At 53.0% G+C, this 22,900-nt stretch carries 21 protein-coding genes; 8 read left to right on the forward strand and 13 right to left on the reverse strand.

Annotation, left to right across the window (positions count from 1 at the left end; translation table 11 throughout):
- Positions 1-96 precede the first annotated feature (96 nt).
- The 5 genes from rfbB to prmC form a co-directional block, all read right to left on the reverse strand.
- Positions 97-1,143, reverse strand: coding sequence for a dTDP-glucose 4,6-dehydratase (gene rfbB / locus JT718_RS04165; RefSeq protein WP_205500608.1), 1,047 nt, complete (start codon positions 1,141-1,143; stop codon positions 97-99).
- A 1-nt stretch (position 1,144) separates the two neighbouring features.
- On the reverse strand, positions 1,145-2,176 hold the full coding sequence (galE, locus tag JT718_RS04170) for a UDP-glucose 4-epimerase GalE (RefSeq protein ID WP_205500609.1): 1,032 nt from the start codon (positions 2,174-2,176) through the stop codon (positions 1,145-1,147).
- A gap of 9 nt (positions 2,177-2,185) precedes the next feature.
- Entirely contained in the window at positions 2,186-3,475 is a 1,290-nt protein-coding gene (locus JT718_RS04175) for a nucleotide sugar dehydrogenase (protein ID WP_205500610.1), read from the reverse strand.
- A gap of 2 nt (positions 3,476-3,477) precedes the next feature.
- On the reverse strand, positions 3,478-4,077 hold the full coding sequence (locus JT718_RS04180) for an acyltransferase (RefSeq protein WP_205500611.1): 600 nt from the start codon (positions 4,075-4,077) through the stop codon (positions 3,478-3,480).
- A 139-nt stretch (positions 4,078-4,216) separates the two neighbouring features.
- Positions 4,217-5,074 (reverse strand): peptide chain release factor N(5)-glutamine methyltransferase, encoded by an 858-nt coding sequence (gene prmC / locus JT718_RS04185; RefSeq protein WP_205500612.1) that lies wholly within the window; start codon positions 5,072-5,074, stop codon positions 4,217-4,219.
- Between the two features lie 77 nt (positions 5,075-5,151).
- On the opposite strand from prmC, the gene ribD reads away from it, so the two are divergent.
- Entirely contained in the window at positions 5,152-6,189 is a 1,038-nt protein-coding gene (ribD, locus tag JT718_RS04190) for a bifunctional diaminohydroxyphosphoribosylaminopyrimidine deaminase/5-amino-6-(5-phosphoribosylamino)uracil reductase RibD (RefSeq protein ID WP_205500613.1), read from the forward strand.
- A 188-nt stretch (positions 6,190-6,377) separates the two neighbouring features.
- Positions 6,378-6,860 carry a free L-methionine (R)-S-oxide reductase MsrC gene (msrC, locus tag JT718_RS04195; protein WP_205500614.1) on the forward strand — a complete coding sequence of 161 codons (483 nt, stop codon included), beginning with the start codon at positions 6,378-6,380 and terminating at the stop codon, positions 6,858-6,860.
- A gap of 176 nt (positions 6,861-7,036) precedes the next feature.
- On the opposite strand, the gene JT718_RS04200 is transcribed toward msrC, so the two are convergent.
- The 4 genes from JT718_RS04200 to JT718_RS04215 all read right to left on the reverse strand — a co-directional run bounded on the left by JT718_RS04200 (position 7,037) and on the right by JT718_RS04215 (position 11,086).
- Complete coding sequence (locus JT718_RS04200; protein WP_205500615.1) at positions 7,037-7,723, reverse strand: phosphatidylserine decarboxylase family protein; 687 nt, start codon at positions 7,721-7,723, stop codon at positions 7,037-7,039.
- A gap of 113 nt (positions 7,724-7,836) precedes the next feature.
- Positions 7,837-9,111 carry a Glu/Leu/Phe/Val family dehydrogenase gene (locus JT718_RS04205; RefSeq protein WP_205500674.1) on the reverse strand — a complete coding sequence of 425 codons (1,275 nt, stop codon included), beginning with the start codon at positions 9,109-9,111 and terminating at the stop codon, positions 7,837-7,839.
- A gap of 128 nt (positions 9,112-9,239) precedes the next feature.
- Positions 9,240-10,070 carry a phosphatidate cytidylyltransferase gene (locus JT718_RS04210; protein WP_205500616.1) on the reverse strand — a complete coding sequence of 277 codons (831 nt, stop codon included), beginning with the start codon at positions 10,068-10,070 and terminating at the stop codon, positions 9,240-9,242.
- A gap of 74 nt (positions 10,071-10,144) precedes the next feature.
- Positions 10,145-11,086 (reverse strand): CPBP family intramembrane glutamic endopeptidase, encoded by a 942-nt coding sequence (locus tag JT718_RS04215; protein WP_205500617.1) that lies wholly within the window; start codon positions 11,084-11,086, stop codon positions 10,145-10,147.
- Positions 11,087-11,142: 56 nt separating this feature from the next.
- Between JT718_RS04215 and dusB the strand changes: the two genes are divergently transcribed.
- Complete coding sequence (gene dusB / locus JT718_RS04220; RefSeq protein WP_205500618.1) at positions 11,143-12,144, forward strand: tRNA dihydrouridine synthase DusB; 1,002 nt, start codon at positions 11,143-11,145, stop codon at positions 12,142-12,144.
- Positions 12,145-13,143: 999 nt separating this feature from the next.
- Positions 13,144-14,055, forward strand: coding sequence for a DMT family transporter (locus JT718_RS04225; RefSeq protein ID WP_317195474.1), 912 nt, complete (start codon positions 13,144-13,146; stop codon positions 14,053-14,055).
- A gap of 9 nt (positions 14,056-14,064) precedes the next feature.
- Here the strand turns inward: JT718_RS04225 and JT718_RS04230 are convergent, their stop codons facing one another.
- Both JT718_RS04230 and JT718_RS04235 read right to left on the reverse strand, forming a co-directional pair.
- Positions 14,065-14,457 (reverse strand): hypothetical protein, encoded by a 393-nt coding sequence (locus JT718_RS04230; RefSeq protein WP_205500619.1) that lies wholly within the window; start codon positions 14,455-14,457, stop codon positions 14,065-14,067.
- A gap of 186 nt (positions 14,458-14,643) precedes the next feature.
- The gene (locus JT718_RS04235; RefSeq protein WP_205500620.1) at positions 14,644-16,389 is read right to left on the reverse strand and encodes an amino acid permease; all 1,746 of its coding nucleotides are present in this window, start codon (positions 16,387-16,389) and stop codon (positions 14,644-14,646) included.
- A gap of 93 nt (positions 16,390-16,482) precedes the next feature.
- Between JT718_RS04235 and JT718_RS04240 the strand changes: the two genes are divergently transcribed.
- Positions 16,483-17,238 (forward strand): carboxypeptidase-like regulatory domain-containing protein, encoded by a 756-nt coding sequence (locus JT718_RS04240; RefSeq protein ID WP_205500621.1) that lies wholly within the window; start codon positions 16,483-16,485, stop codon positions 17,236-17,238.
- A 42-nt stretch (positions 17,239-17,280) separates the two neighbouring features.
- Here JT718_RS04240 and JT718_RS04245 read toward each other — a convergent pair whose 3' ends face one another.
- Positions 17,281-18,468 carry a sensor histidine kinase gene (locus JT718_RS04245; protein ID WP_205500622.1) on the reverse strand — a complete coding sequence of 396 codons (1,188 nt, stop codon included), beginning with the start codon at positions 18,466-18,468 and terminating at the stop codon, positions 17,281-17,283.
- A gap of 181 nt (positions 18,469-18,649) precedes the next feature.
- On the opposite strand from JT718_RS04245, the gene hemA reads away from it, so the two are divergent.
- Together hemA and JT718_RS04255 are read left to right on the forward strand one after the other, a co-directional pair.
- The gene (hemA, locus tag JT718_RS04250) at positions 18,650-19,924 is read left to right on the forward strand and encodes a glutamyl-tRNA reductase (protein WP_205500623.1); all 1,275 of its coding nucleotides are present in this window, start codon (positions 18,650-18,652) and stop codon (positions 19,922-19,924) included.
- A gap of 76 nt (positions 19,925-20,000) precedes the next feature.
- Positions 20,001-20,954, forward strand: a complete 954-nt coding sequence (locus JT718_RS04255; RefSeq protein WP_205500624.1) for a phosphodiester glycosidase family protein — start codon at positions 20,001-20,003, stop codon at positions 20,952-20,954.
- Positions 20,955-21,078: 124 nt separating this feature from the next.
- On the opposite strand, the gene JT718_RS04260 is transcribed toward JT718_RS04255, so the two are convergent.
- Positions 21,079-21,387: an ArsR/SmtB family transcription factor gene (locus tag JT718_RS04260; protein ID WP_066830613.1), complete on the reverse strand. Its 309-nt coding sequence runs from the start codon at positions 21,385-21,387 to the stop codon at positions 21,079-21,081.
- Between the two features lie 134 nt (positions 21,388-21,521).
- On the opposite strand from JT718_RS04260, the gene JT718_RS04265 reads away from it, so the two are divergent.
- Positions 21,522-22,568, forward strand: a complete 1,047-nt coding sequence (locus JT718_RS04265; protein WP_240336926.1) for an anhydro-N-acetylmuramic acid kinase — start codon at positions 21,522-21,524, stop codon at positions 22,566-22,568.
- Positions 22,569-22,900: the final 332 nt, after the last annotated feature.

Raw genomic sequence — 22,900 nt, forward strand, 5'->3', positions numbered from 1 at the left:
GTAAATGACTGCTGTCAAACCATGGAATTGCCTCTAACAAGAAGTGCGTTTTAGGTTTCTTTCTGTTGAAACAGACCTAAAACGCACTCTTGATTATTAGCGGGCGTATTGCTCGTTGTAGTACTCCTGGTAGCTGCCCGAAGTCACGTTCGCCAGCCACTCCTCATTTTGCAGGTACCAGTCTACCGTTTTCTCTAAGCCTTCTTCAAACGTTACAGAAGGCTTCCAGCCTAACTCCCGCATGATTTTGGAGGAATCAATGGCGTAGCGCAGATCGTGTCCGGCTCTATCGGTTACAAACGTGATCAGCTTCTGGGAAGTACCTTCTTCGCGGCCCAACTTGCGGTCCATGATATCACATAATAAGTGAATCAGGTCAATGTTGCGCCACTCGTTCACCCCACCTATGTTGTAGGTTTCGCCCACCACACCTTTGTGGAACACATCATCAATAGCCCGGGCGTGGTCAATGACATATAACCAGTCTCTGATGTTTTCGCCTTTCCCGTATACCGGCACCGGTTTCATGTTCTTGATATTGTTCAGCGCCAACGGAATAAGCTTCTCCGGAAAGTGGTTAGGGCCGTAGTTATTGGAGCAGTTAGACACTTTTACCGGCATGCCATACGTATGGTAGTAGGCCCGCACGAAGTGGTCTGAACTGGCTTTAGAGGCTGAATAAGGTGAACGAGGATCATACTTGGTTTCCTCGGTGAATAAACCTTCCTCACCTAATGAACCATACACTTCATCAGTGGAGATATGGTAGAACAGTTTTCCTGAGAAGTCTGATTTCCACAGTTCTTTGGCAGCGTGCAACAGGTTGCAAGTTCCGTTCACATTAGTGCGTACGAACGCCATAGGATCTGTGATGGAACGGTCTACGTGCGACTCAGCTGCCAGGTGCACCACAGCATCAAACTGCAACTCCTGGAACAAGCCGTTGATATACTCCTGATCTGTGATATCACCTTTAATGAAGGTGTAGTTTGGAGCATTCTCAATGTCGGTCAGGTTCTGCAGGTTGCCCGCATACGTTAATTTATCTAGATTGAATATCTGATAATTTGGATATTTGGTAACGAATAACCTTACCACATGGGAGCCAATGAACCCGGCTCCGCCCGTAATTAATATTTTCATCTTACTTTGAAGTATTCGTCATCATTTGCTGTTGCCAGGCCCAAGAACTTCCCAGACTATCTTCCAGCGACAAAGACGTTTTAAATCCTAATTCCTCCGTGGCCTTGGTCACATCGGCGTAGATGGCAGGTACATCTCCCACGCGACGCGGCCCTATTTTGTAGTTAAATTTCTGACCAGTTGCGTTTTCAAAAGCTTTGATTACCTCCAGTACGCTGCTGCCTTTGCCCGTTCCAATGTTGAACACCTCATAAGGAAGAGCATCTGGTTTCTCCAGACGTTTGATAGCTGCCACGTGGGCTTTGGCCAGATCCACTACGTGCACATAATCACGGATATTGCTCCCGTCAGGCGTATCGTAGTCGGTACCGAACACGGTTAAACTCTCCCGGATACCAGCGGCAGTCTGGGTGATAAAGGGCACCAGATTGCTTGGAATACCAAGTGGCAACTCTCCAATCAGCGCTGACTCATGGGCACCCACGGGATTGAAGTAGCGCAGAGCAATTGACTTAACAGCATAACTGCCACTATTGGCTACATCCTGTAGAATCTCCTCGTCAATCTTCTTGGTATTACCGTAAGGCGAGTTGGCTTTCTGGGTTGGGGTTTGCTCCGTTACTGGAAGCTTCTCTGGAATACCATACACCGTACAGGAAGATGAGAATACCAGTTGCGTTACCTTGTTCGCCTCCATTACCTGCAGCAACGTGATCAATCCGGTCACGTTGTTGTGGTAATACTTCAGAGGCTCTTTCACAGATTCACCTACTGCCTTGTAGGCAGCAAAGTGAATCACTCCCGCGATATCTCCTTCTTTTGAGAAGACTTCCTGCAACGCTACGGCATCAGTACAATCTACTCGGTAGCAGGGCACTTCTTTGCCTAGTATCTGCGCCAACCCTTCCAACACCCGCTCTTCAGAGTTGCTGAAATTATCAACAATGATGGGTGTATAGCCGGCCTGGGCCAGTTCTACAACGGTGTGGGAGCCGATATAGCCCGCTCCACCGGTTACAAGAATCTTACTCATAATGATAGGTTATAAGCTCCAGTAAGGTAATGTATTCACTTTACCCCGATAAATCCCTTTTAAATCTATGACAATCGGGTTATCGGTGGAAATACTTTTGAAATAATTTTCGTCAAAGCCCAGGTAATCCTTGTGGTTGACGGCCACCACTACGGCGTCATAGTCGTTGCTGGGGGTTTCAGTGAGGGCAAATCCGTACTCATGCTCCAGTTCCTCGGAAGAGGCGTAGGGGTCCACCACGTCTACCTGCACCCCAAAGCTTTTCAGCTCGTTGATCACATCGGCCACCTTTGAGTTACGGATATCTTCCACGTTTTCCTTGAAGGTAGCGCCCATCACCAACACCTTGGCTTTGGAAATGGCCTTGCCTTCTTTGATCATCATCTTGATGGCTTTGCTGGCTACGTAAGCGCCCATGCCGTCGTTGATGGTCCGGCCGCTTAAAATAACTTTGGAATCGTAGCCCAGAGACTTGGCTTTGTAGGTCAGGTAATAAGGATCTACGCCAATGCAGTGACCACCCACTAGACCAGGGAAGAATTTCAGGAAGTTCCACTTGGTACCGGCAGCCTCCAACACCTCGTACGTGTTGATGTTCATGCGATCAAAGATGATGGACAACTCGTTCATCAAGGCGATGTTCACATCACGCTGGGTGTTCTCAATGATTTTAGCGGCCTCGGCCACTTTGATGGAAGAAGCCCGGTGCACACCGGCCTCTACTACCAGCTCGTACACCTTGGCAATGATGTCCAGAGACTCCTCGTCACAGCCAGACACCACTTTCACAATCTTAGTAAGGGTATGCTCTTTGTCGCCTGGGTTGATGCGCTCCGGAGAGTAACCCACTTTGAAATCCGTTGGGAACTTAAGGCCTGACTCGCGCTCCAAAATTGGAATGCAATCTTCCTCGGTACAGCCTGGGTAAACCGTAGATTCAAATACCACATAATCCCCTTCTTTCAACACTTTCCCTACCGTGGTGGAAGCTCCGATCAAAGGTTTCAAATCTGGCAAGGCATGGTTATCAATAGGAGTAGGTACGGCTACAATGAAAAAGCGCGCCTCTCTGAGCTCATCCAGCTCATGGGTAAATGTGATATCACAACCTTCAAAAGCCGATGACTCCAATTCACCACTTGGGTCAATATTGTTTTTCATCAACTCCACGCGCTTGGCGTTGATGTCAAATCCTATTACGCTTATTTTCTTGGCGAACTCCAGGGCGATGGGAAGTCCTACATATCCTAATCCGATGACCGCCAGTTTGGCTTCTTTGTTGAGGAGTTGCTGGTACACAGTTAATCTATTTGAATGGATAATTTGGTTACTTGATTATTAGCTAAAATATATTTCTCGCCCGTTTCGGGGCAGACAGCCTCATTCTGCTCATTGAAATCCAGTTTATAGCCTGCTTCGCTTACCCAGCCGTGCTGCCTGGAAGGATTGCCGTAGACCAGCGCGTAGGGAGGCACATCTTTGGTCACTACTGCTCCCGCTCCAATTAAGGCATAGGCCCCTATGGTATGACCGCACACGATGGTGGCGTTGGCCCCAATGCTGGCTCCTTTTTGCACTAAGGTCTTCAGGTATTGGTCGCGCCGGTTGATGGCGCTTCTGGGGTTGAGCACGTTGGTGAACACCATGGAGGGACCGAGGAAAACATCATCCTCGCACACCACACCACTGTACACCGACACGTTGTTCTGGATTTTGACATTCTCCCCTAAGATCACACCGGGAGAAATAACCACGTTCTGGCCGATGTTGCATCGTTTGCCGATCACGCACCCGGGCATGATGTGCGAAAAGTGCCATATTTTGGTTCCCTCTCCAATCTGACAGCCTTCATCTATAACGGCGGTCTCATGGGCAGTGTAAGGGGGAGCAGAATGCGTCATGAACAAATTCCTTTCAAAAGAGTCGGGCTCTTTACGGATGAGCGCGCCCTTTGGATATCATTTTTTTGCAAGCGCAAAGGTAAGCGTTTTTATAATATTTATTAGATCAGGCGTTTAAATCCCCCGCCTCAATTTGCATTTAGCCCCAGGCGGCCTCCAGCATGCGGTCTTTGCCGCGCAGGTCCTGGAATACCCGCACGTTCTGGTAGCCCATCTGCTGCAGCATGTCTTTCGTTTCCTGCGCGAATTTCTCATTTATCTCAAAAAACAGCTTTCCGCCTTTCTTCAATAATTGCTGCGCGACCACCGCAATACGCCGATAGAATAGCAGCGGGTCTTCGTTGGGCACAAATAGCGCCAGTGAAGGTTCAAAGTTCAGCACGTTTTGCCGCATCAGGGCTTTTTCTTCTTCCAATACATAAGGCGGATTGCTGATCACGGCGTCCAGGCTTCGAGGCTCGATGGATGGAATCTCCTGAAGAATGTCTTGCAGTAGCCACTCTACCTTCTGACCCAGCTTTTCGGCGTTTGATTTTGCCACTGCTAACGCTTCGGGCGAAACATCCAGCCCCCAGACCTGCGCCTGAGGCAGTTCTGCCGCCAAAGTGATGGGAATGCAGCCGCTGCCGGTTCCAATGTCCAGGAGTCGTACCTGGGATTGGCGCTGATAAGTTTTGATGACTTTTTGCACTAACTCCTCCGTCTCGGGACGAGGAATCAGTACGGCGGGCGTTACGTTGAAATCTCGGCCGTAGAAGGAAGCCTCGCCCAGCACGTACTGCAGGGGCTCGTGCTGCAACAGACGTTCCTGGTACTGCTGCACCTGGGCTTGCAATCCATCCGGGGCAGGGTCTTTCCGGCGTTGCAGGAGTTCGAACCGACCTGCTTTCAACGCGTGCTGTAACACCCACTCGGCCATGGTGCGGGCCTCAGGCTCTTCGTAAAGCGTTTGCAATTGGCGGGTCAGGTTCTCTAAAATCTCTCCAATGGTGAGCATACTGTCAGTTTTAGGCAATTTCTGAAAAAACACCCGATATTCGGGCAAAGAAACCACCGGAACGCGTAAATACATACATGAGCAGCGACGAGAAATACATGCAACGGGCTTTGGATCTGGCAGCATTGGGCACCGGACAAGCCAGACCTAACCCCATTGTAGGTTGTGTGGTGGTACACAATGACCAGATCATAGGCGAAGGCTGGCACCAGAAATACGGTGGTCCGCACGCCGAGGTCAATGCCATCAACAACGTTGAGAACAAAAGCCTGCTGCCCAAAAGCCGTGTGTACGTGACGCTGGAACCCTGCTCACATTATGGGAAAACCCCGCCGTGTGCTGATTTCCTGATCCAACACGGCGTAAAAGACGTGGTCATCTGTAATACTGATCCTAACCCGCTGGTAGCCGGACGTGGAATCCAGAAACTCGTGAATGCCGGTTGCAAGGTTCATATTGGGGTGTTGGAGCAGGAAGGCCTGGAGCTCAACCGGCGCTTTTTCACGTTCCAGACACAGAAACGCCCGTACCTGGTGCTGAAATGGGCGCAATCCGCCGATGGTTTCATTGCCCTGCCCAACTATCAACCTTGCCAGATCTCGGGGCTTCTAGCGAAACAGTTGGTGCACAAATGGCGCACCGAGGAGCAGGCCATTCTGGTAGGCACCCGAACCGCGCTCCATGACAATCCGCAGTTGAACACCAGGCACTACCCGGGGCCATCACCGCTCAGGATAGCCATTGACAAACAACTGCAGATTCCGGCCACTCACCACCTGTTGGATGACAGCCAGCCCACGCTCATCTATACCTTGCAGCAGAAGGAACCCACCAACCAAACCGAGTTTATCTCCTTGTCTCCCGAGGGCAACTTTCTGGAGCAACTGCTCGCAGATCTCTACCAGCGCAACGTGCAGTCTGTACTGGTGGAAGGCGGCACTGTGCTGCTGGAAGCCTTGCTGCAGCACAACCTCTGGGACGAGGTTCGGGTTTTCAAGAGTCCGGTTAAGTTAGGAGATGGCATCAAAGCACCTCATTTTCCTCCTCTTCCGTTTTCTTCCCGCAACCTGGTGGGCGATGATGAGCTAACCATTTACCGGAACATCAACTCGTAAACACCTGTTTTGAGGCTCTTTCAAGCAAAACAGCACCAAAACAAACAAACCAAAGCTTTACCAATTTGCTGGTTTCCTCCAGGACAGTTGCTCCAGGAAACTAGCAGGGCTACCTTTGCCGTTGAAGAAAATATTGTGCTTCATAGTGCATTGGCACATCGGCACATAAACAAATTAGCACATTACCCATGGCCGAAGATTTATTTATTGACACCACGCTCTCCAAAGAAGAGAAATACAAAGCCCTGCTTCCGCAGATTGAAGCACTGGTTGCCCCCGAGACTGACCTGATCGCCAACCTTTCCAACGTAATGGCGGCCCTGAAACAAGGATTTGACTTTTTCTGGGTGGGCGCTTACCTGGTAAAAGAAAACCAATTGGTGCTGGGGCCTTTCCAAGGACCGGTGGCTTGCACCCGCATCCCATTCCATAAAGGCGTGTGCGGCGCCTGCTACACCCGCCGCGAGACCATTGTGGTACCAGACGTAGAGGCTTTCCCGGGCCACATCGCTTGCAGCAGCGCCTCCAAATCTGAGATTGTGGTACCCGTGATCAAAGACGGTGAAGTGAAAATGGTGCTGGACGTGGACAGCGACCGCCTGGATGATTTTGACGAAGTAGACCAGAAATACCTGGAGCAACTGATGAAACTGGCCGAGAACTGGTTCTAAGTTTAGTATCACGAGCACGTATCAAGTAGCACGACTTTAGACTTGCCGTTTCAGGCCCGATTCTGAAAAACACTCTTAAAACGAAGAAGCCTCATCTGGATTAGATGAGGCTTCTTCGTTTTATAATAAATCAGAAAAAGTCTAGCTACTTGATACGTGCTGCGTGATACCAACTACTAGCTAAAGAAAGAACCGGAGTTGCTGGTCTTCAGCTGAGCGATTACCGTTTGGCCGCCTTTGGTTTTTTGACCCAATTCCACTTTAACCTCCGTGTCTACGGGCACGAAGATATCTACGCGGGACCCGAACTTGATGAACCCGAACTCCTCGCCCTGGTTTACTTCATCACCTTCGGTCACATACCACACAATGCGGCGGGCCATGGCGCCGGCTATCTGCCGAAACAACACCTGCGGACCAGCCAGAGACTCCACTACCACCGTAGTGCGCTCGTTCTTGGTGCTGGACTTTGGGTGCCACGCTACCAAGTAATGCCCTGGATGGTACTTGAAGTATTTCACAATGCCAGACACCGGGTTACGCGTGATGTGCACGTTAATGGGCGACATGAAAATGGAGATCTGCTTGCGCACATCCTTGAAATATTCGGGTTCTTCCACGTTCTCAATCACCACCACTTTGCCGTCGGCGGGAGCCACTACCAGGTCTTCGTGCAGGAGCAGGTTACGGTAGGGGCTGCGGAAAAACTGCAGGATCAGCAGGAAGACAATGAGGGAAATACCAGAAAAGATACGGTTGAAGGTGAGGTGTTCACTGTTGAAGTAATACAGGACCAGGTTCACGACCAACAGGCCTAACAAGGTAAAAAACAGAATCTTTCGTCCTTCCTTATGAATTTTCATTAGATGCTTCCTTGGCTGAATAAGCAAAATTATAAAAAAAACCGCCGCCAGTCTAAAAAAAAGACTGGCGGCGGCAAGTTTATGCGTTTCTTAACGTTACCGAAATCTCTGCGTTAGAACCCTCCGCGGAACTTATACGTCTGCGCCACCTTGTCAATGGCCACAATGTAGGCGGCAATACGCATGGGCACGTTGTATTTCTGAGAGGTAGCGTACACCTTTTTAAAGGCTTCGGTCATGATCCGGTCAGAGCGCTCGGTGACCATGTCCAGGCTCCATTTGTAGCCCAGGCGGTTCTGCACCCACTCAAAGTAAGACACCGTTACCCCGCCCGAGTTGGCCAGGATGTCTGGCACCACCATAATGCCTTTCTCATTGATGATCTTGTCGGCGTTGGCCGAGGTAGGGCCGTTGGCACCCTCCACAATCAACCTGGCCTGGATCTGATCTGCGTTGCGGGCGGTGATCACGTCTTCCACGGCGGCCGGTACCAGCACGTCTATCTTAGAAGTGAGCAACTCCTCATTGCTGATGGGCTCAGCGCCCAAGAAACCTTCCAGACGGCCGTTGTGGGCGTTTTTGTAGGCAATGGCTTCCTCTATGTTAATGCCGTTGTCGTTCCAGTAGGCGCCGCTCACGTCGCTCACGCCCAGGATCTTCACACCCCGCTCCGCCAGCAGTTTGGCGGCCCAGGAACCTACGTTCCCGAAGCCCTGCACCGCCGCCGTAGATTGGGTGGGGTCCATGCCCAGCACCTCCATGGCGGCCATGGCCGAAACCATCACCCCGCGGCCGGTAGCCTCCACGCGGCCCAGAGAACCGCCCAGCACCAGCGGCTTGCCGGTTACCACCGAGTTCACGGTCATGCCCTTGGTTTTGGAGTATTCGTCCATGAGCCAGGCCATCTCGCGTGGGCCGGTACCCATGTCGGGGGCCGGAATGTCCTGGTCTGGCCCGAAGGTATCAATCAAGGCCACGGTATAGGCGCGGGTGAGGCGCTCAATCTCGCCGGCAGACATGGTAGAAGGGTCGCAGACAATACCGCCTTTGGCTCCACCGTACGGAATGTCCACCACGGCGCATTTCCAGGTCATCCAGGCGGCCAGGGCTTTCACCTCGTCCAGGAACACGCCTTTGTCATAGCGAATACCGCCCTTGGAAGGGCCTAATATATTGGAGTGCACTACCCTGAAGCCTTCAAACACCTTCACGCTGCCATCGTCCATGGTGACGGGCAAGTTCACAATTACCTGCCGGGCCGGCGATTTCAGAACCTCATATGTTTCGTCATCCAGACCCAGCACTTCCGCCGCAATGTTGAAACGGGACATCATAGACTCAAAAGGGTTCTCTTTGTCTTTGATGGGGGCGGGCTCCTTGTAGGCCATTTTACTTTGTATCACTGCCTTATACGCTGCCATAATTTAAAATTTGGAAATATTTGCTTCATAAGCGGGAGCAAAATTACCAAATTCTTAAAACAAAGCTAACTTTTGCGTGCTTCTGTGCGGGAAATTTATCGCACCAATTCCAGAAAGGCTACCAGAAACGGGATTACCAGGATAAGGCTGTCAAAGCGGTCCAGGATGCCGCCGTGCCCTGGAATCAGCGTGCCGGAGTCTTTTACCTGCAGGCTCCGCTTGAGCATAGATTCTACCAGATCGCCCCACACCCCGAAGATGGACACCAACACAGCCACGCCCAGCCAGTGCTCCAGCGACAGATCCTCAAACGAACGGGAAAGCAACCAGGCCACGCCCAAGGACAGCAGCACGCCGCCTACCAGGCCCTCCCAGGTTTTGCCGGGCGAAATTCGGGGAAATAATTTATTTTTCCCAAGGGTTCGGCCGGCTGCGTAGGCCCCGGTATCTGAGGACCAGATCAGGAACATCACCCCTAGTATAATTTGCCAGCTGTATCTGTCGGGCAAAAACGCCAGTACGTGCAGCAGGGAAAAGGGCAAGGCAATGTACAGCACGCCCAGCAAGGTGAGGGCAATGTTCACAAAGGGGTGTTCGGTCTTGCGGTAAAGCTCTGCCACCAGGGTAATGAACAGGAGCGGCAGGAGCAGAAAGAGCCATTCGGGGCTTAGGTCGTTCGCCTTTACCCAGAACCCCAGGCCAAACATGGCCCCGCCCAGCAGCACCCCCAGCACCTTGTTGGGCCGGTAGCCTTTTTCAGCCAGTAAACGGTAAAACTCCAGTAGCCCCAGCACCGTGAGCAGCAGGAACAGCAGAAAAAACGTCCACTGGTTCCAGTAGATGGCCCCAATGAAAACGGCGCCTCCAATTACTCCGGCCAAGACCCGCTGCTGCAGGTTGCTTAATTCTTTCTTTTGATTCTCCATGAATAAGGAACATATACGGGCCCAGGCCGAAGAAGTAACCCGCCTGTTTTGGAGCCGATTTTTAAGATTTGAGGTTAAAACCGGTGCGGCTGCGCCGGCGCGGGTGCGCAACGGAAGCCTTTGTACAAGCTGTACAGCAGCACCACCGTCAGCCCCAGAGACACCAAGGACAAGGGCAGGCTGGCGGCCTCGGTAGACTCCACGTTCATGGTAATGGACTGCCGCTGGGCCAGGTACATCATCAGCACCATGAACCCGTTGTTGATAAAGTGCCCTATGATGGGCACCCAGATATTGCCCGACCACCAGTACAGGTAGCCAAACAGTACTCCCAGCATGATACGGGGCACCACGCCATAGAACTGCATATGAATCAACCCGAAGATGATCGCCGACACCCAGATAGCCAGGTGCGGATTACGCCACCAGCGCTGCAACTCCTGCTGAATCACGCCCCTGAAGACCAATTCCTCGCCCACGGCGGGCAATATGGCAAACACCAGCAAACCTAAGACCAGCTGCGGAATGGTGGTGATTTTGGTCAGTTCCAGGGTCAGTTCGCGCAGGGTGTCTTCTTTTTCGCGGGCCCAGCGTTCAAACCCCTCCATAAACGCCGGGAAATCCACGTTGGCGTTCCAATGCACCAGCCAGGAGGCCGCGGGCATAATCACCAACAAGAGCACGGCACTGCCCAAAAGCAAATGGAACGGCACGCTGCTGCGCGGCGAAAGGTAATCGGCCGGCCGGTGGGCATACACCCGCAGAAACATCAAAGACGAAATGGTAAACCCCGCCAGGTGCACCACGCCCTGGAACAGCACCAGAGCACTGCGGCTCTCGGGGTAATCTTTGGGCCGGGCCAGCATGTTGGCCGTCTCGGTTATGCCATAGCCCCAAATGGCCTTTACCAGCAGCATCGCCAGGAAATTCCCAATGAACATACCCGCCATCACAAACAAAGTAAACAGTAAAAGTGACTTAAAAGGGTGCAGCGAAGGCGAGATGAAACCTTTCATATAGGCGGTGTGGTTTTAATGAGGTAAATTTACGCGAAATATTTAAACTCAATCACGTGGTAAAAATCGGCAAGATAGAGCTTCCGGAGTTCCCGCTGCTGCTGGCCCCCATGGAAGACGTCAGCGATCCGCCTTTCCGGGCGGTCTGCAAGGCCAACGGCGCCGACTTAATGTATACGGAGTTCATCTCCTCTGAGGGGCTTATCCGCGATGCGGCCAAGAGCCGCCAGAAACTGGACATCTTTGATTACGAGCAACCCATCGGGATCCAGATTTTCGGGTCCGATATTGATTCCATGCGCGAATCGGCGGTGATCTCGGCGCAGGTAGGTCCAGATCTCATTGACATCAACTACGGCTGTCCGGTGAAGAACGTGGCCTGTAAAGGTGCCGGGGCGGCCCTGCTGCGCGATGTGCCCAAAATGGTGGCCATGACTTCGGCTATTGTGAAAGCGGTAGAGCCTTTTGGCTTGCCAGTGACGGTGAAAACCCGCCTGGGCTGGGACGATGCTACTAAAAACGTGGAGGAAGTAGCCGAGCGTTTGCAGGACATCGGGATTCAGGCTTTGACCATCCACGGCCGCACCCGCGTGCAGATGTACAAAGGCGAGGCAGATTGGACCCTGATCCAGAAAGTGAAAGAAAATCCGCGCATCCAGATCCCTGTCTTCGGGAACGGCGACATTGACACGCCCCAGAAAGCCGTGGAGTACAAAAACAAATATGGCGTTGACGGGGTCATGATTGGCCGCGCTTCCATTGGCTATCCGTGGATTTTCCGGGAGGTGAAGCACTACATGCAAACCGGCGAGTTGCTGGCGCCGCCTACCATCCAGGAGCGTATTGACATGTGCAAGATGCACTTTGACAAGAGCCTGGAGTGGAAAGGCCCGCGCCTGGGCATTTTTGAGATGCGCCGCCATTATGCCAATTACTTTAGGGGTTTGCCTAACGTAAAAACTTACCGCACGCGCCTGGTACAGACCGAGGACCCGGCCGAGATCTACTCCATTCTGGACGAGATCGCTAATACCATGGAGTACGCCGAGGTAGAATAGCACGTACCTTTGGTAGACAAAAGCGTTTCGGGGCTGTTTTCTGGAAAAACAGCCCCGAAACGCTTTTGTATTTGTATAACCTGCTTTTATGGTGGTGAGTGCAGTTGCCGCTTGCCTAAATTCTGCTGCGTATGGGCTCTATTTGTAGTTGATGCTTTGGCTTTTTGCTGGCGTAGCGGCGGTTTGTCTATGAACTTATGGGCTTAGTTGTTTTATCTTTTCTGATAAGCGCTCACGGCCGCGGGGCCCCGTCTTTTCCCCTCGCACTGCCCTTGCGGCCCACGCTTGCAGTCTGCTCTTAGCTTCTGTTCTTCAGGGGCCACAAGCGAGGCGCTCGAGCCAAAGACTGGAATCGGGATCTTCCAACTGTGGACTTGCATAGCAGCTATCTCGCATAGAAGCAATGCTGCTTCTATCGCAAGACCTCACAAAATTTCAAAACCGGTGAGGTTTCTCCGCTTTTCCACGCTGGCTTGACCTTAGACCTTGTCTCTCTATGGCGCGGATTTACTTCCGTGCCTAACCTGCTCCTATAGAAAGTAGAGGGCAAGGAAGTAAATCTGCGCCAGTTGGCATCTGATTTTCAATCAAATCTTTATCCTAATTCAGGCACCATTCTCATGGTTCAAGTCTGTGACTTGGACCTACCATGCCGGCAGTTTGCAACTCCCGTGTGGCGAAAACTTGAACAGAAACACCACCATTACTCCAGAACCGCTGGCGCGAGCCTCCGGCTCGTGTCCGCACGCATGCCCGGGGCGCTGCCGGCAAACAGGCTGCTGTCTCAAGAAAGCATTACTTCGTTTAGGGGTCTTACTAAGAAAACAGCTCCGAAACGCTAGTTCCAGTTGAGGCCTCTGCAGCAACCAAAAAAAGCGAAAAGGTGGGCTCCCTTGATGTGGGCTTGCGTTTTTAACCTGTTTCCTGAAAAACTCCTCTTAAACGCTGAGCAAATGTTATCTTTGTGCCTCATTTTAAAGCAGCTTACGCGCACGCTCCGTGTCTACTCAAACTACCACTCCGGCTTCTGCAACTACTTCTTCCACCCCTGCCCTGGCCTGGGCAATTCTGGCGGGCCTGTCCCTGATCTGGGGCACCTCGTTTATTCTGATCAAAAAAGGGCTGGAGGTCTTCTCGTCCGATGAGTTAGGGGCTATCAGGATCACCATTGCGGCGCTTTCGCTGCTGCCGTTTGCCTTGCGCGGCCTAAAGGTCCCTACACCGGGGCAGTGGAAATTCCTGCTGATCAGCGGTTTGATCGGCAACCTGATTCCGGCGTTTCTGTTTGCCTATGCTGAGACCAGACTGGCGAGTGGATTGGCCGGAGTATTAAACTCACTCACCGCCTTGTTCACGCTCATCATAGGGGCGCTTTTCTTTCAGCAGAAGATCACGGTGCTGCGGGTGCTGGGCATTTTGATTGGGATTGGCGGCACGGCCGTGTTGATTTTCTCGGGCAGCGCCCAGGAAACTTCCTCCAATTCCTTCTACGGCTTGTATGTGGTGCTGGCCACCCTGTTGTACGGCGGCAGCCTGAACATCATCAAACACTGCCTGGCGGGCATCAAACCCTTAACCATGGCCAGCCTGGCCCTGTTAACCGTGGGCCCTGTTGCGTTTGTGTACCTGTGCACCACGCCGGCATTTGAGAAACTGGCCACCCAGCCCCAGGCCTGGGAAGCCTTGGGGTACATTGCCCTGCTGGCGGTTTTCAGCACAGCCATTGGGTTGGTGTTCTACAACAAGCTTATTCACATGACCAACACGCTGTTCGCCAGCACGTCTACGTACCTCATGCCCATTGTGGCCTTGGTCTGGGGCGTGGCCGACGGGGAAACCATCCACCTGGCGCACTACGTGGGCATGGCCATCATCCTGGCAGGCGTACTGCTGGTGAACCGGGCGAAATAAAAAAGGGAATTAGCGGTCGGCGCGGCTCTTCAGGAGCCAGGCCACGGCTTCCTGCTCAGAGATGAAAACCCCCAACTTCACCAGTTTGCCGTAGGCACCTATAGCATCTAACTTATAATGGGCGTTGAGGTGGGCATAATGGGTGGGGGTCATGAGGTTGGCCAGGTAACTGGGGTAGCCCAGTTCATCTTCCAGGGCCGGGAAGAACGTCTCCTGCATCCAGGCCTCGTCTTCTGGGGAGAGCTTGCCCCGGCTCCGGAGGTCAAACATCCAGTAGGCGGCCTTTACCTCCTTGGCCATTTCCAGGGCCTGCATGTACGCTTCCCTTAACTGCTCAGAATCCGGGCTACGAAACCACCGCAGGAACAAGATGTCCAGGTCCCGGCGGTAGGTTAGGTGCAAAGCGCTTTCTTGTATCTCTCTCTCAATCACGGCCTCTAGCTTTTTGGTTTCTGTAAAAGCAGATATGCCCTTGCCTGCCTGCTCTAAACCCAAGCAAGATAGAAAAATTTGAGAAAAAAGACGCTTTTCTGCAACCTTATTGATTACATCACGTAGTTGCCCAGCAAAAACAGTAGTAATACGGACCTACAACCTTGCTTGTTTTGGGGCTAACTTGCTGTGCTTAAAGCTATAACCAAAGTAAATTGCCAACCCAATCAGCAGCCAGACGGTAAAGAGCAGCCAGTTGTTCACGCCCAACTGTGTCATGAGATATAGGTTGGTCAGGAGCCCCAGGACCGGTAGCAACGACAGGCTTTTCCTGAAGGAAACATACGCCAGCAGCACGCAGGAAATCAGGAACACCAACATGGGAATCTGGTGGCGGAACTCCTCGTACCCGCCCCTGCCGGCCACCGCAGACCAAAATTCATTCACGGCTTCGCGGTTATAGAGGAGCACCAACCCGCCGCCCAGGACCAGCAAAAGCGGCACCCACAATTTTCCGTTCAGGTAAGGCACCTTGAAGCGGGCATCAGAAGTACCCAGGGGGTCGATGATGAGAATACCGCCGCACACCAGGGCAAACGCGAACAGGGTGCCAATGCTGGTAAGGTCAATCACCAGGTCCATGTTGAGCAGGAGCGCGGGCACGCCCACGAAGAAACCTGTGACCAGGGTGGAGAAGGAAGGCGTTCTGAAGCGCGGGTGCACCTTGGAGAACACCGGGGGCAACAAGCCGTCGCGCGACATGGTCATCCAGATGCGGGGCTGCCCGATCTGAAACACCAGCAGCACCGAGGCCATGGCGAAGATGGCGCTCACCGCCACCACACCGGCCAGCCAGTCCACGCCCACTTTGGTGAACACGTACGCCAGCGGGTCGCCCACGGCCAGCTCTGTGTACGGCACCATGCCGGTGAGCACCAGCGTAATGATCACGTACAGGACGGTACAGATAATGAGCGCGTAGATCATGGCGCGGGGCAAATCGCGCTGCGGGTTCTTGCACTCCTCGGCCGTAGTACTAATGGCATCAAACCCAATGTAGGCGAAGAATACCGCACTCACGCCTTTCAGCACGCCGCCTATGCCGTTAGGGGCAAACGGGCTCCAGTTGGCAGGCTGCACATAAAAAATTCCTACGGCTATCACCACCAACACCACCGCCATTTTCAGGATCACCAGCAGGTTAGAGGCGTTTTTAGACTCTTTTATCCCGATGTACACCAGCGTGGTGATCACCAGGTTGATCATGAACGCGGGCAGGTCTACCACCAGCTTGCCGCCCAGGAAATCTGGGGCCGCCAGCCAGGCATTGTATGCTTCCCGCTGCACCGGATCGGCGGCCGAAAGCGGCTGCCCGGCCTGCAACAGCGCCAGCACCTCATGGTACCCCCGGTAGGCGCTCTGCGTGCCCATGGTGAGCCACACCGGTATATCCAGCCCTACCCCGCTCATGAGCCCCGTGAAATAGTCGCTCCAGGAGATGGCCACCACTATGTTGCCCACCGTGTACTCCATGATGAGCGCCCAGCCGATGATCCAGGCGGCCAGCTCCCCGAAAGAAGTGTAGGCGTACGTGTAGGCCGAGCCGCTCACCGGAATGGTGGCCGCAAACTGGGCATAGCACAGCGCCGAGAACGCACACGCAATGGCCGTGAACACGAACAGCAAGGAAACCGCCGGGCCACCGTCATAACTCGCGTTGCCGATGGTACTGAAAATACCGGCTCCAATGATGGCGGCAATGCCCAAAGAAGTTAAATCTCTGACGGTTAGGTTACGCTCCAGCCCCTCGTGCACCGTGCCCACGTGGGACTCTACATCGGCGGGCGGGGTATGTAAAACAGTACTTAGGCTCTTGCGGCGGAAAAGACTTTTTAGGCTCACTGGTTCTGATGGGTGTAAAAATTCAGGGTAAAAGTTAAGGAAAATATTCTGAACGCAGTGGTCTATACGTATATTTAGGGAAACCGCTCCCCTATGCCTGCCCGTCGTCTCACCGTTTCCGTGCCCCAACCCTGCCAGGAAGACTGGCACTCCATGGTGCCTCAGTTTCAGGGCCGTTTCTGCCAAAACTGCCAGAAAACGGTGGTGGATTTCACCAGCATGACCGATGCGGAGGTGGTGCGTTGGCTATCAGAACAAACCGGGCAAGCTTGTGGCAGGTTTAGGCCTGATCAACTGGGGAAAGAATTGGCTACTGCTTCCGGCCGCAGGAAACGTTGGAGGTGGAGGGCTGCTCTGCTTGGCCTCACGGCCTGGCTGGGCACCAAAACAGGGGAAGCGCAGCAGCTTAATCCCAAGTACATCCATGAACTTCCCGCTCAGGGTGCAACCTCCCAACCGCAAGAAGAAAAGTCTTTAGACGCAGCGCCATCCCTGCCTGACCCTGCCAGATTGGTGAAAGGAGTAGTGATGGAGGCAGGCAGCAAGCAAAACATACCCGGCGTTACCATTTTCATTAAAGGAACCACCATTGGTACCGCCACAGACAAAGACGGCAAATTTGAGATCACCATTCCAGAGCATTTGCCGCTTCAGGAGCAGACACTCGTCTTCTCGTTCATAGGAATGGAGTACCAGGAGAAGAAACTCCCTGACCTATTAAAAATGGAACATGCAATTATCTCGCTTACTCCTGACAAAAACGCCTTGATGGGGGAAGTAGTGGTTGTTGACAGCAGGCGCCACTCGCCCAGAAATTTCCTCTATAAGTTGCGCACGCTCTTCCGCTAATTTGTTTAGCGCCTTCTTTCCAGAAAACAGCCTCAAAACACCTTACCGGTTCAGCACCACCCTAAACGTGGTGCCTTTCCCCACCTCAGAAGACTTCACGTACAGGCGACCTTGGTGGTAATTTTCAATAATGCGGCGGGCAAGCGCCAGGCCAAGACCCCAACCGCGCTTCTTGGTGGTGTAGCCGGGCAAGAAAACTTCCTCCTGCTTGGTTTTGGGGATGCCCTTACCAGTGTCCTGGATATCCAGGGCAATGGCGCCCTTGGTGTTGGACTTGACCAGGCGCAGCGTGATACTACCCTTGCCCTCCATGGCATCTACGGCGTTCTTGCAGATGTTCTCAATCACCCACTCAAACAAGGGCACGTTTACTTTGGCCGTGGTCTCGGGCGGGAAGTCAGACTCTACGTAGATGGAAACCTTGTTGGAAACCCGGTTGCGCAGGTAGGCAATGGCATTCTCCACCACTTTCAACAAAGGCTCGTCTTTGAGCACCGGCACTGAGCCTATGTTAGAGAACCGCTCGGTGATAATCTCCAGGCGTCGCACGTCTTTACCCAACTCTTCTACAATGGGTTCGTTCTCAAATTTGGGGCTGCTTTTGAGGTACTCAAACCAGGCCATGAGCGAAGACAACGGCGTGCCCAGTTGGTGCGCGGTTTCCTTGGCCAGACCTACCCACACGCGGTTCTGCTCGGCTTTGCGCGAGTAACTGAAGGCGTAATAAGCGATCACCGAGAGGCAGGCAATGACCGTGAGCTGCACGTACGGGTAGTAGCGCAACTGGGTGAGTAACTCAGAATCTTTATAAAAGATGTAGTTCTTGAACTCCTGCTGGTAAGACACCACAATGGGTTTGTGCTGCGCCTTCATCTTGGCTATTTCGCGCTGCAGAAGCCTTTTTTTGCGGTTTTCGGAAATCTTTTCGGGAATATCAAGGTTCTTATAGGCGATGACATTCTCTTTTTCATCGGTCTGAATGACCGGCACGGTGCGGTTGGCGTCAATGATCTCCTCCTGGATAAATACCAGGTTGTCTGAGTCAATCTCGGCGTTGATCATGTAGCGCAGGCCCTTGGCGTAGAGATCAATCAGCTGTTGCTCGCGCTCAGAGAGCTTGGCCACCAGCAAGTTAGAGTAGATCACAGTGGCGGCGCCTATAGCCAGGGCAAACCCAATGATCAGGAGCTTGAGCCGCGATCTTTTAGAATAGATGGAGGTTGGAATCATGTACAAGGCAACGCTAGAGAGAGTACGTCCGTCTTGGGGTTGGGTTCTTTGTTAACGAAGATAGCACATGAAGCGTCTGTCTACCGTAATTTGGAATGAGTACAAATAACAGAAAGATAAAAAAGTAATTCATTTTTAATAGTAAGCGCAGTAATTTTGCATGCTATTTCAAAACTGCCGTATGCTTCACAATTTTAGAGCCGTCAGTCTTTCACATAAAAAAGCTCCCTTAGACATAAGAGAGCTTATCGCCTTGGATGAGGGGTCGTGCCGACAGTTCCTGCAAACGCTCAAAAATTTCATTCAGGCAACTGACATATTAGTTCTTTCCACGTGCAATCGCACTGAAGTTTATTACACTTCTGACGCTGACTACAGCCACGAGATCGTGAAGCTGTTGGGCATCAGCAAGGGTATTCAGAATATTTCCCAGTACCTGGACTACTTCACCATTGTCAACGAGCACAAAGATGCCGTGCAGCACCTGTTCAACGTGGCCATGGGCCTTGACGCGCAGGTGGTAGGTGACATGCAGATCTCTAACCAGGTAAAACAAGCTTACCAGTGGAGCGTGGACAGCGAGGCCGCCGGACCGTTCCTGCACCGCCTGCTGCACACCATTTTCTTCACCAACAAGCGCGTAGTACAGGAGACCTCGTTCCGTGACGGAGCCGCTTCTACTTCCTACGCCGCCCTGGAACTGGTGGAGAGTTTGACCGCCGACATCGCCAACCCTAAGATCTTGGTAGTTGGTTTAGGTGAGATTGGCGCCGATGTGTGCCGCCACCTGCAAGACTCAGACTTCACCAACGTAAAAATCTCTAACCGCACCAAAGCCAAGGCCCAGCTCCTGGCCGATGAATGCGGTCTGCAGGTATTGCCGTTTGAGGACCTGGTAGAGGGCATGAAAGAGGCCGATGTGATTATCTCCTCCATTGCCCGCGATGAGCCGTTCTTCACCAAAGAAATGGTAAGCCGCCTGAACGTTCTTTCTTACAAGTTCTTCATTGACCTGAGCGTACCGCGCAGCGTGGAGCCTGAGGTTGAGCAGATTCCGGGCGTATTGGTGTACAACATTGACACCATCCAGAGCAAAGCTTCTGAGGCCCTGCAACGCCGCCTGGATGCTGTGCCGCACGTAAAGCAGATCATCAGCGAGTCTATTGCCGGGTTTGAAGACTGGAGCAAGGAGATGAACGTGTCTCCTACCATCCAGAAACTGAAGAACGCGCTGGAGTCAATCCGTCAGGAGGAGATGGCCCGTTACATGAAGAAGCTTTCCGCTGAGGAAGCCAAGCACATGGACGAGATCACCAAATCCATGATGCAGAAGATCATCAAATTGCCGGTACTGCAACTCAAAGCCGCCTGCAAACGCGGCGAGGCCGAAACCCTCATTGACGTGCTTACCGACCTGTTTGACCTGGAGAAACAACCAGCAGAGAACCACGGCTAATTAAGCCATTGCTATTCCTAACCTTTTGAGCGGGACATTCCTTCCAGAGTGTCCCGCTTTCGTTTATATTGGCGGCATGAAAAAGCTGCTCCTCTCCCTCACGGCCGCGCTGGTTAGCGTCTCCGGTTTCGCCCAGGTGAAATGGTCTCCCTCGCCCCAGCACCAGCAAGGCCTGCCCGCCTCCGTGAAAGTGTTTACCACTTCAGACTCGCTGGACGGGAAACCCTTCAAAGCCTATTACCTGGAAGCCGATCTGAAAGACCCCAAACTGGAGGTCCTCACCCGCGTAGGCAACGGCAAGCGCTACACGCCGCAACAGTATTACACGCAGGAGCCCGGCAACGTGCTGGCCGTAGTGAACACCACCTTCTTCTCCTTCGCCGATAACCGCAACCTGAACCTGGTCATCAACAACGGAAAAGTGCTGGCACCGCAAGCCTCAGTTAGGCGCAAGAACCCCAAAGGCACCGATACCCTCACCTATTATCCCACTACCGGCGCCATCGGGTTCTTCCGCAACCGCACCGCCGATGTGGCCTGGGCCTATAACGTGGGCAAAAAGAAAAAGACCGTGGAACTGGCCGCCCCCTATGACACTGATGTGAACGGGCAACCAGCCCCGGAACCCTCTAAGCGTACTGTGAAAGAGATCAAGCGCTGGAAACCGCAGACAGCCGTGGGCGGCGGCCCGGTATTGGTGCAGAACGGCAAAGTCCGCATCACCGCTGAGGAAGAGATGCGCGGCGGCGCTGGTTTCAGAGGGCCGCACCCGCGCACGGTCATGGGCTACACGCCAGACCAGAAGCTCATTATTTTAATGGTGGAAGGCCGCAACAAAGGCGTGGCCGAAGGCGCCAGTTTAGATCAATTGGCCAAACTGATGGTAGACCTGGGTTGCCAAGAAGCTTTGAACTTAGATGGCGGCGGCTCCAGCGCCCTGTACGTGAAAGGCAAAGACACCATTAAACCCTCAGACAAGGAAGGCCAGCGCCCTGTGCCCGCCGTGCTGGTGTTGAAGTATAAAGAATAGCCCCGTTAGGGGCAGGGGTCCTTCAGGAAAAAATAAAACCGTTTCTGGCCTACTTTCTGAAAAACAGGCTGGAAACGGTTCCGGGGGCTACTTACTTGACGGGGGAAACTAAGCTGGCAGGTGGTTACAGGTCGCCGCAACACTCCTCCAGGCAGTCAATCACATCAATCAGCTTGGGGATAGAAAGAGAATAATAGATCTTGGTGCCTACTTTGAAAGACGAGAGCACGCCCTTGTCTTTCAACGTGATCAGATGCTGTGAGGCAATCGCCTGCGGCAGATCCAGGTACTGGTAAATCTCCGTCACAGTCATCTTGTCTTCCTTACCCAGGAGATCCACGATGGCCAGCCGTTTTGGGTGCGCCAATACCTTCAGCATAGACGCCGCCTTATCTATCTTCTTTGATTCCACTCTGGATAATAAACTTTTCATAAGGAACACTAAAACCTGTACTACATTTGACGCTCCGACCGCGCCGTATTTAAACCCGCCCGGCAGTCCGTTTTGCTTGCTACCTGAACATTCCGTTACTTTAACGCATGGCGACTTACCATGTTATAGGTATTATGTCCGGCACTTCGTTAGACGGAGTTGACTTGGCTTATTGCAGATTTACGTATAATGATCACAATTGGATATATAAAATACTTAATACTGAAACAGTTCCATATTCAAATATTTGGGAGCAGCGTTTAGCCGGTCTCACTGAGGTAAGCGCCGCCGAACTCATTGCTACTGATAGAGCTTACGGACACTATCTGGGCGAGTTGGTAAAAGCTTTTGTAGAACGTCACCAGCTGGTCGTAGATTTTGTGGCGTCGCACGGCCACACGGTTTTTCACCAGCCCCAATTGCACATCACGTTCCAGGTGGGCAGCGGTGCGTACCTGGCCGCCGCCGCCGGGCTGCCCGTGGTCTGCGACTTCCGCACGCTTGACATTGCCCTGGGCGGGCAGGGCGCTCCCCTGGTGCCCATCGGGGATCGGTTGTTGTTTTCTGTGTATGATTTCTGCCTGAATCTGGGCGGTATCTCCAACATCTCGCAGGAAGGCCAAGCCCAGCGCGTGGCGTTTGATATTTCCTGCTGCAACATGCTCCTGAACCCCTTGGCCGAGCAGTTGGGCCAGCCCTACGACAAAGACGGGGCCATTGCCCGCACCGGCCAGTTCAACCAAGCCCTGTTTGACCAACTCAACGAGCCCAGCTATTTTTTAGCTCCTTTTCCCAAATCCATCGGCAAAGAGTGGGCCGACACCCACAGCCTCAAGACCATCCAGGAGTCTACTATCCCGGTGCAGGACAAGCTGCACACCGCCTGCCACCACATTGCCTGGCAAATTGCCCAGTCTATCCGGCAGCAAACCAGTATTACCCAAGGCAAACTGCTGCTTACCGGCGGCGGCGCCTTCAACTCGTTTCTGGTAGAACAGATCAGATACTACCTGGGTCCTCCGTTTGACGTAGTGGTGCCCGAGCCCGAGCTGGTCAACTTCAAGGAAGCCCTCATCTTCGCGTTCCTGGGCGTGCTGCGCTGGCGCCAGGAGCCCAACTGCCTCCGCAGCGTCACCGGCGCCCGCCACGACAACTGCGGCGGCGCCATCTACTGGAACTAGCGTTTGGGGGCTGTTTTAGGGAAAGTGGCCCCTAAATAGGAATTGGCGAAGAGACGCCCGCAGGTCCTTCGGACACTAAGAGGTCTTTGGAGCAGGCGGTATTGTGATGGCAGGCGGAGTAGACCCACCCCCTGCCCCTTCCGGGAGGAGTCACTGCACGAGTAAAGGAATTGCTTTATCAGCCCATAGCCCACTACTTATGCACCTCATCGGCCAAACCCACCCTAAAGGTAAATGGTTGGCTATGCAACAGAACTCCCCTCCAGGGAGGGGTAGGGGTGGGTCTACGTTTGCAGAACTTCCGTTATTACCAACAAAGCTTCCGCCACCCA

This window comes from Rufibacter psychrotolerans (assembly GCF_016924645.1).
Taxonomy (GTDB): Bacteria; Bacteroidota; Bacteroidia; order Cytophagales; family Hymenobacteraceae; genus Nibribacter; species Nibribacter psychrotolerans.

Excerpts from the sequence above, each read along its gene's own strand:
- rfbB (WP_205500608.1), bottom strand. The coding sequence starts at position 1,143 with ATGAAAATATTAATTACGGGCGGAGCCGGGTTCATTGGCTCCCATGTG.
- galE (WP_205500609.1), bottom strand. The coding sequence starts at position 2,176 with ATGAGTAAGATTCTTGTAACCGGTGGAGCGGGCTATATCGGCTCCCAC.
- JT718_RS04180 (WP_205500611.1), bottom strand. The coding sequence starts at position 4,077 with ATGACGCATTCTGCTCCCCCTTACACTGCCCATGAGACCGCCGTTATA.
- prmC (WP_205500612.1), bottom strand. The coding sequence starts at position 5,074 with ATGCTCACCATTGGAGAGATTTTAGAGAACCTGACCCGCCAATTGCAA.
- ribD (WP_205500613.1), top strand. The coding sequence starts at position 5,152 with ATGAGCAGCGACGAGAAATACATGCAACGGGCTTTGGATCTGGCAGCA.
- msrC (WP_205500614.1), top strand. The coding sequence starts at position 6,378 with ATGGCCGAAGATTTATTTATTGACACCACGCTCTCCAAAGAAGAGAAA.
- JT718_RS04200 (WP_205500615.1), bottom strand. The coding sequence starts at position 7,723 with ATGAAAATTCATAAGGAAGGACGAAAGATTCTGTTTTTTACCTTGTTA.
- JT718_RS04205 (WP_205500674.1), bottom strand. The coding sequence starts at position 9,111 with ATGGCCTACAAGGAGCCCGCCCCCATCAAAGACAAAGAGAACCCTTTT.
- JT718_RS04210 (WP_205500616.1), bottom strand. The coding sequence starts at position 10,070 with ATGGAGAATCAAAAGAAAGAATTAAGCAACCTGCAGCAGCGGGTCTTG.
- JT718_RS04215 (WP_205500617.1), bottom strand. The coding sequence starts at position 11,086 with ATGAAAGGTTTCATCTCGCCTTCGCTGCACCCTTTTAAGTCACTTTTA.
- JT718_RS04240 (WP_205500621.1), top strand. The coding sequence starts at position 16,483 with ATGCCTGCCCGTCGTCTCACCGTTTCCGTGCCCCAACCCTGCCAGGAA.
- JT718_RS04245 (WP_205500622.1), bottom strand. The coding sequence starts at position 18,468 with ATGATTCCAACCTCCATCTATTCTAAAAGATCGCGGCTCAAGCTCCTG.
- hemA (WP_205500623.1), top strand. The coding sequence starts at position 18,650 with ATGCTTCACAATTTTAGAGCCGTCAGTCTTTCACATAAAAAAGCTCCC.
- JT718_RS04255 (WP_205500624.1), top strand. The coding sequence starts at position 20,001 with ATGAAAAAGCTGCTCCTCTCCCTCACGGCCGCGCTGGTTAGCGTCTCC.
- JT718_RS04260 (WP_066830613.1), bottom strand. The coding sequence starts at position 21,387 with ATGAAAAGTTTATTATCCAGAGTGGAATCAAAGAAGATAGATAAGGCG.
- JT718_RS04265 (WP_240336926.1), top strand. The coding sequence starts at position 21,522 with ATGTCCGGCACTTCGTTAGACGGAGTTGACTTGGCTTATTGCAGATTT.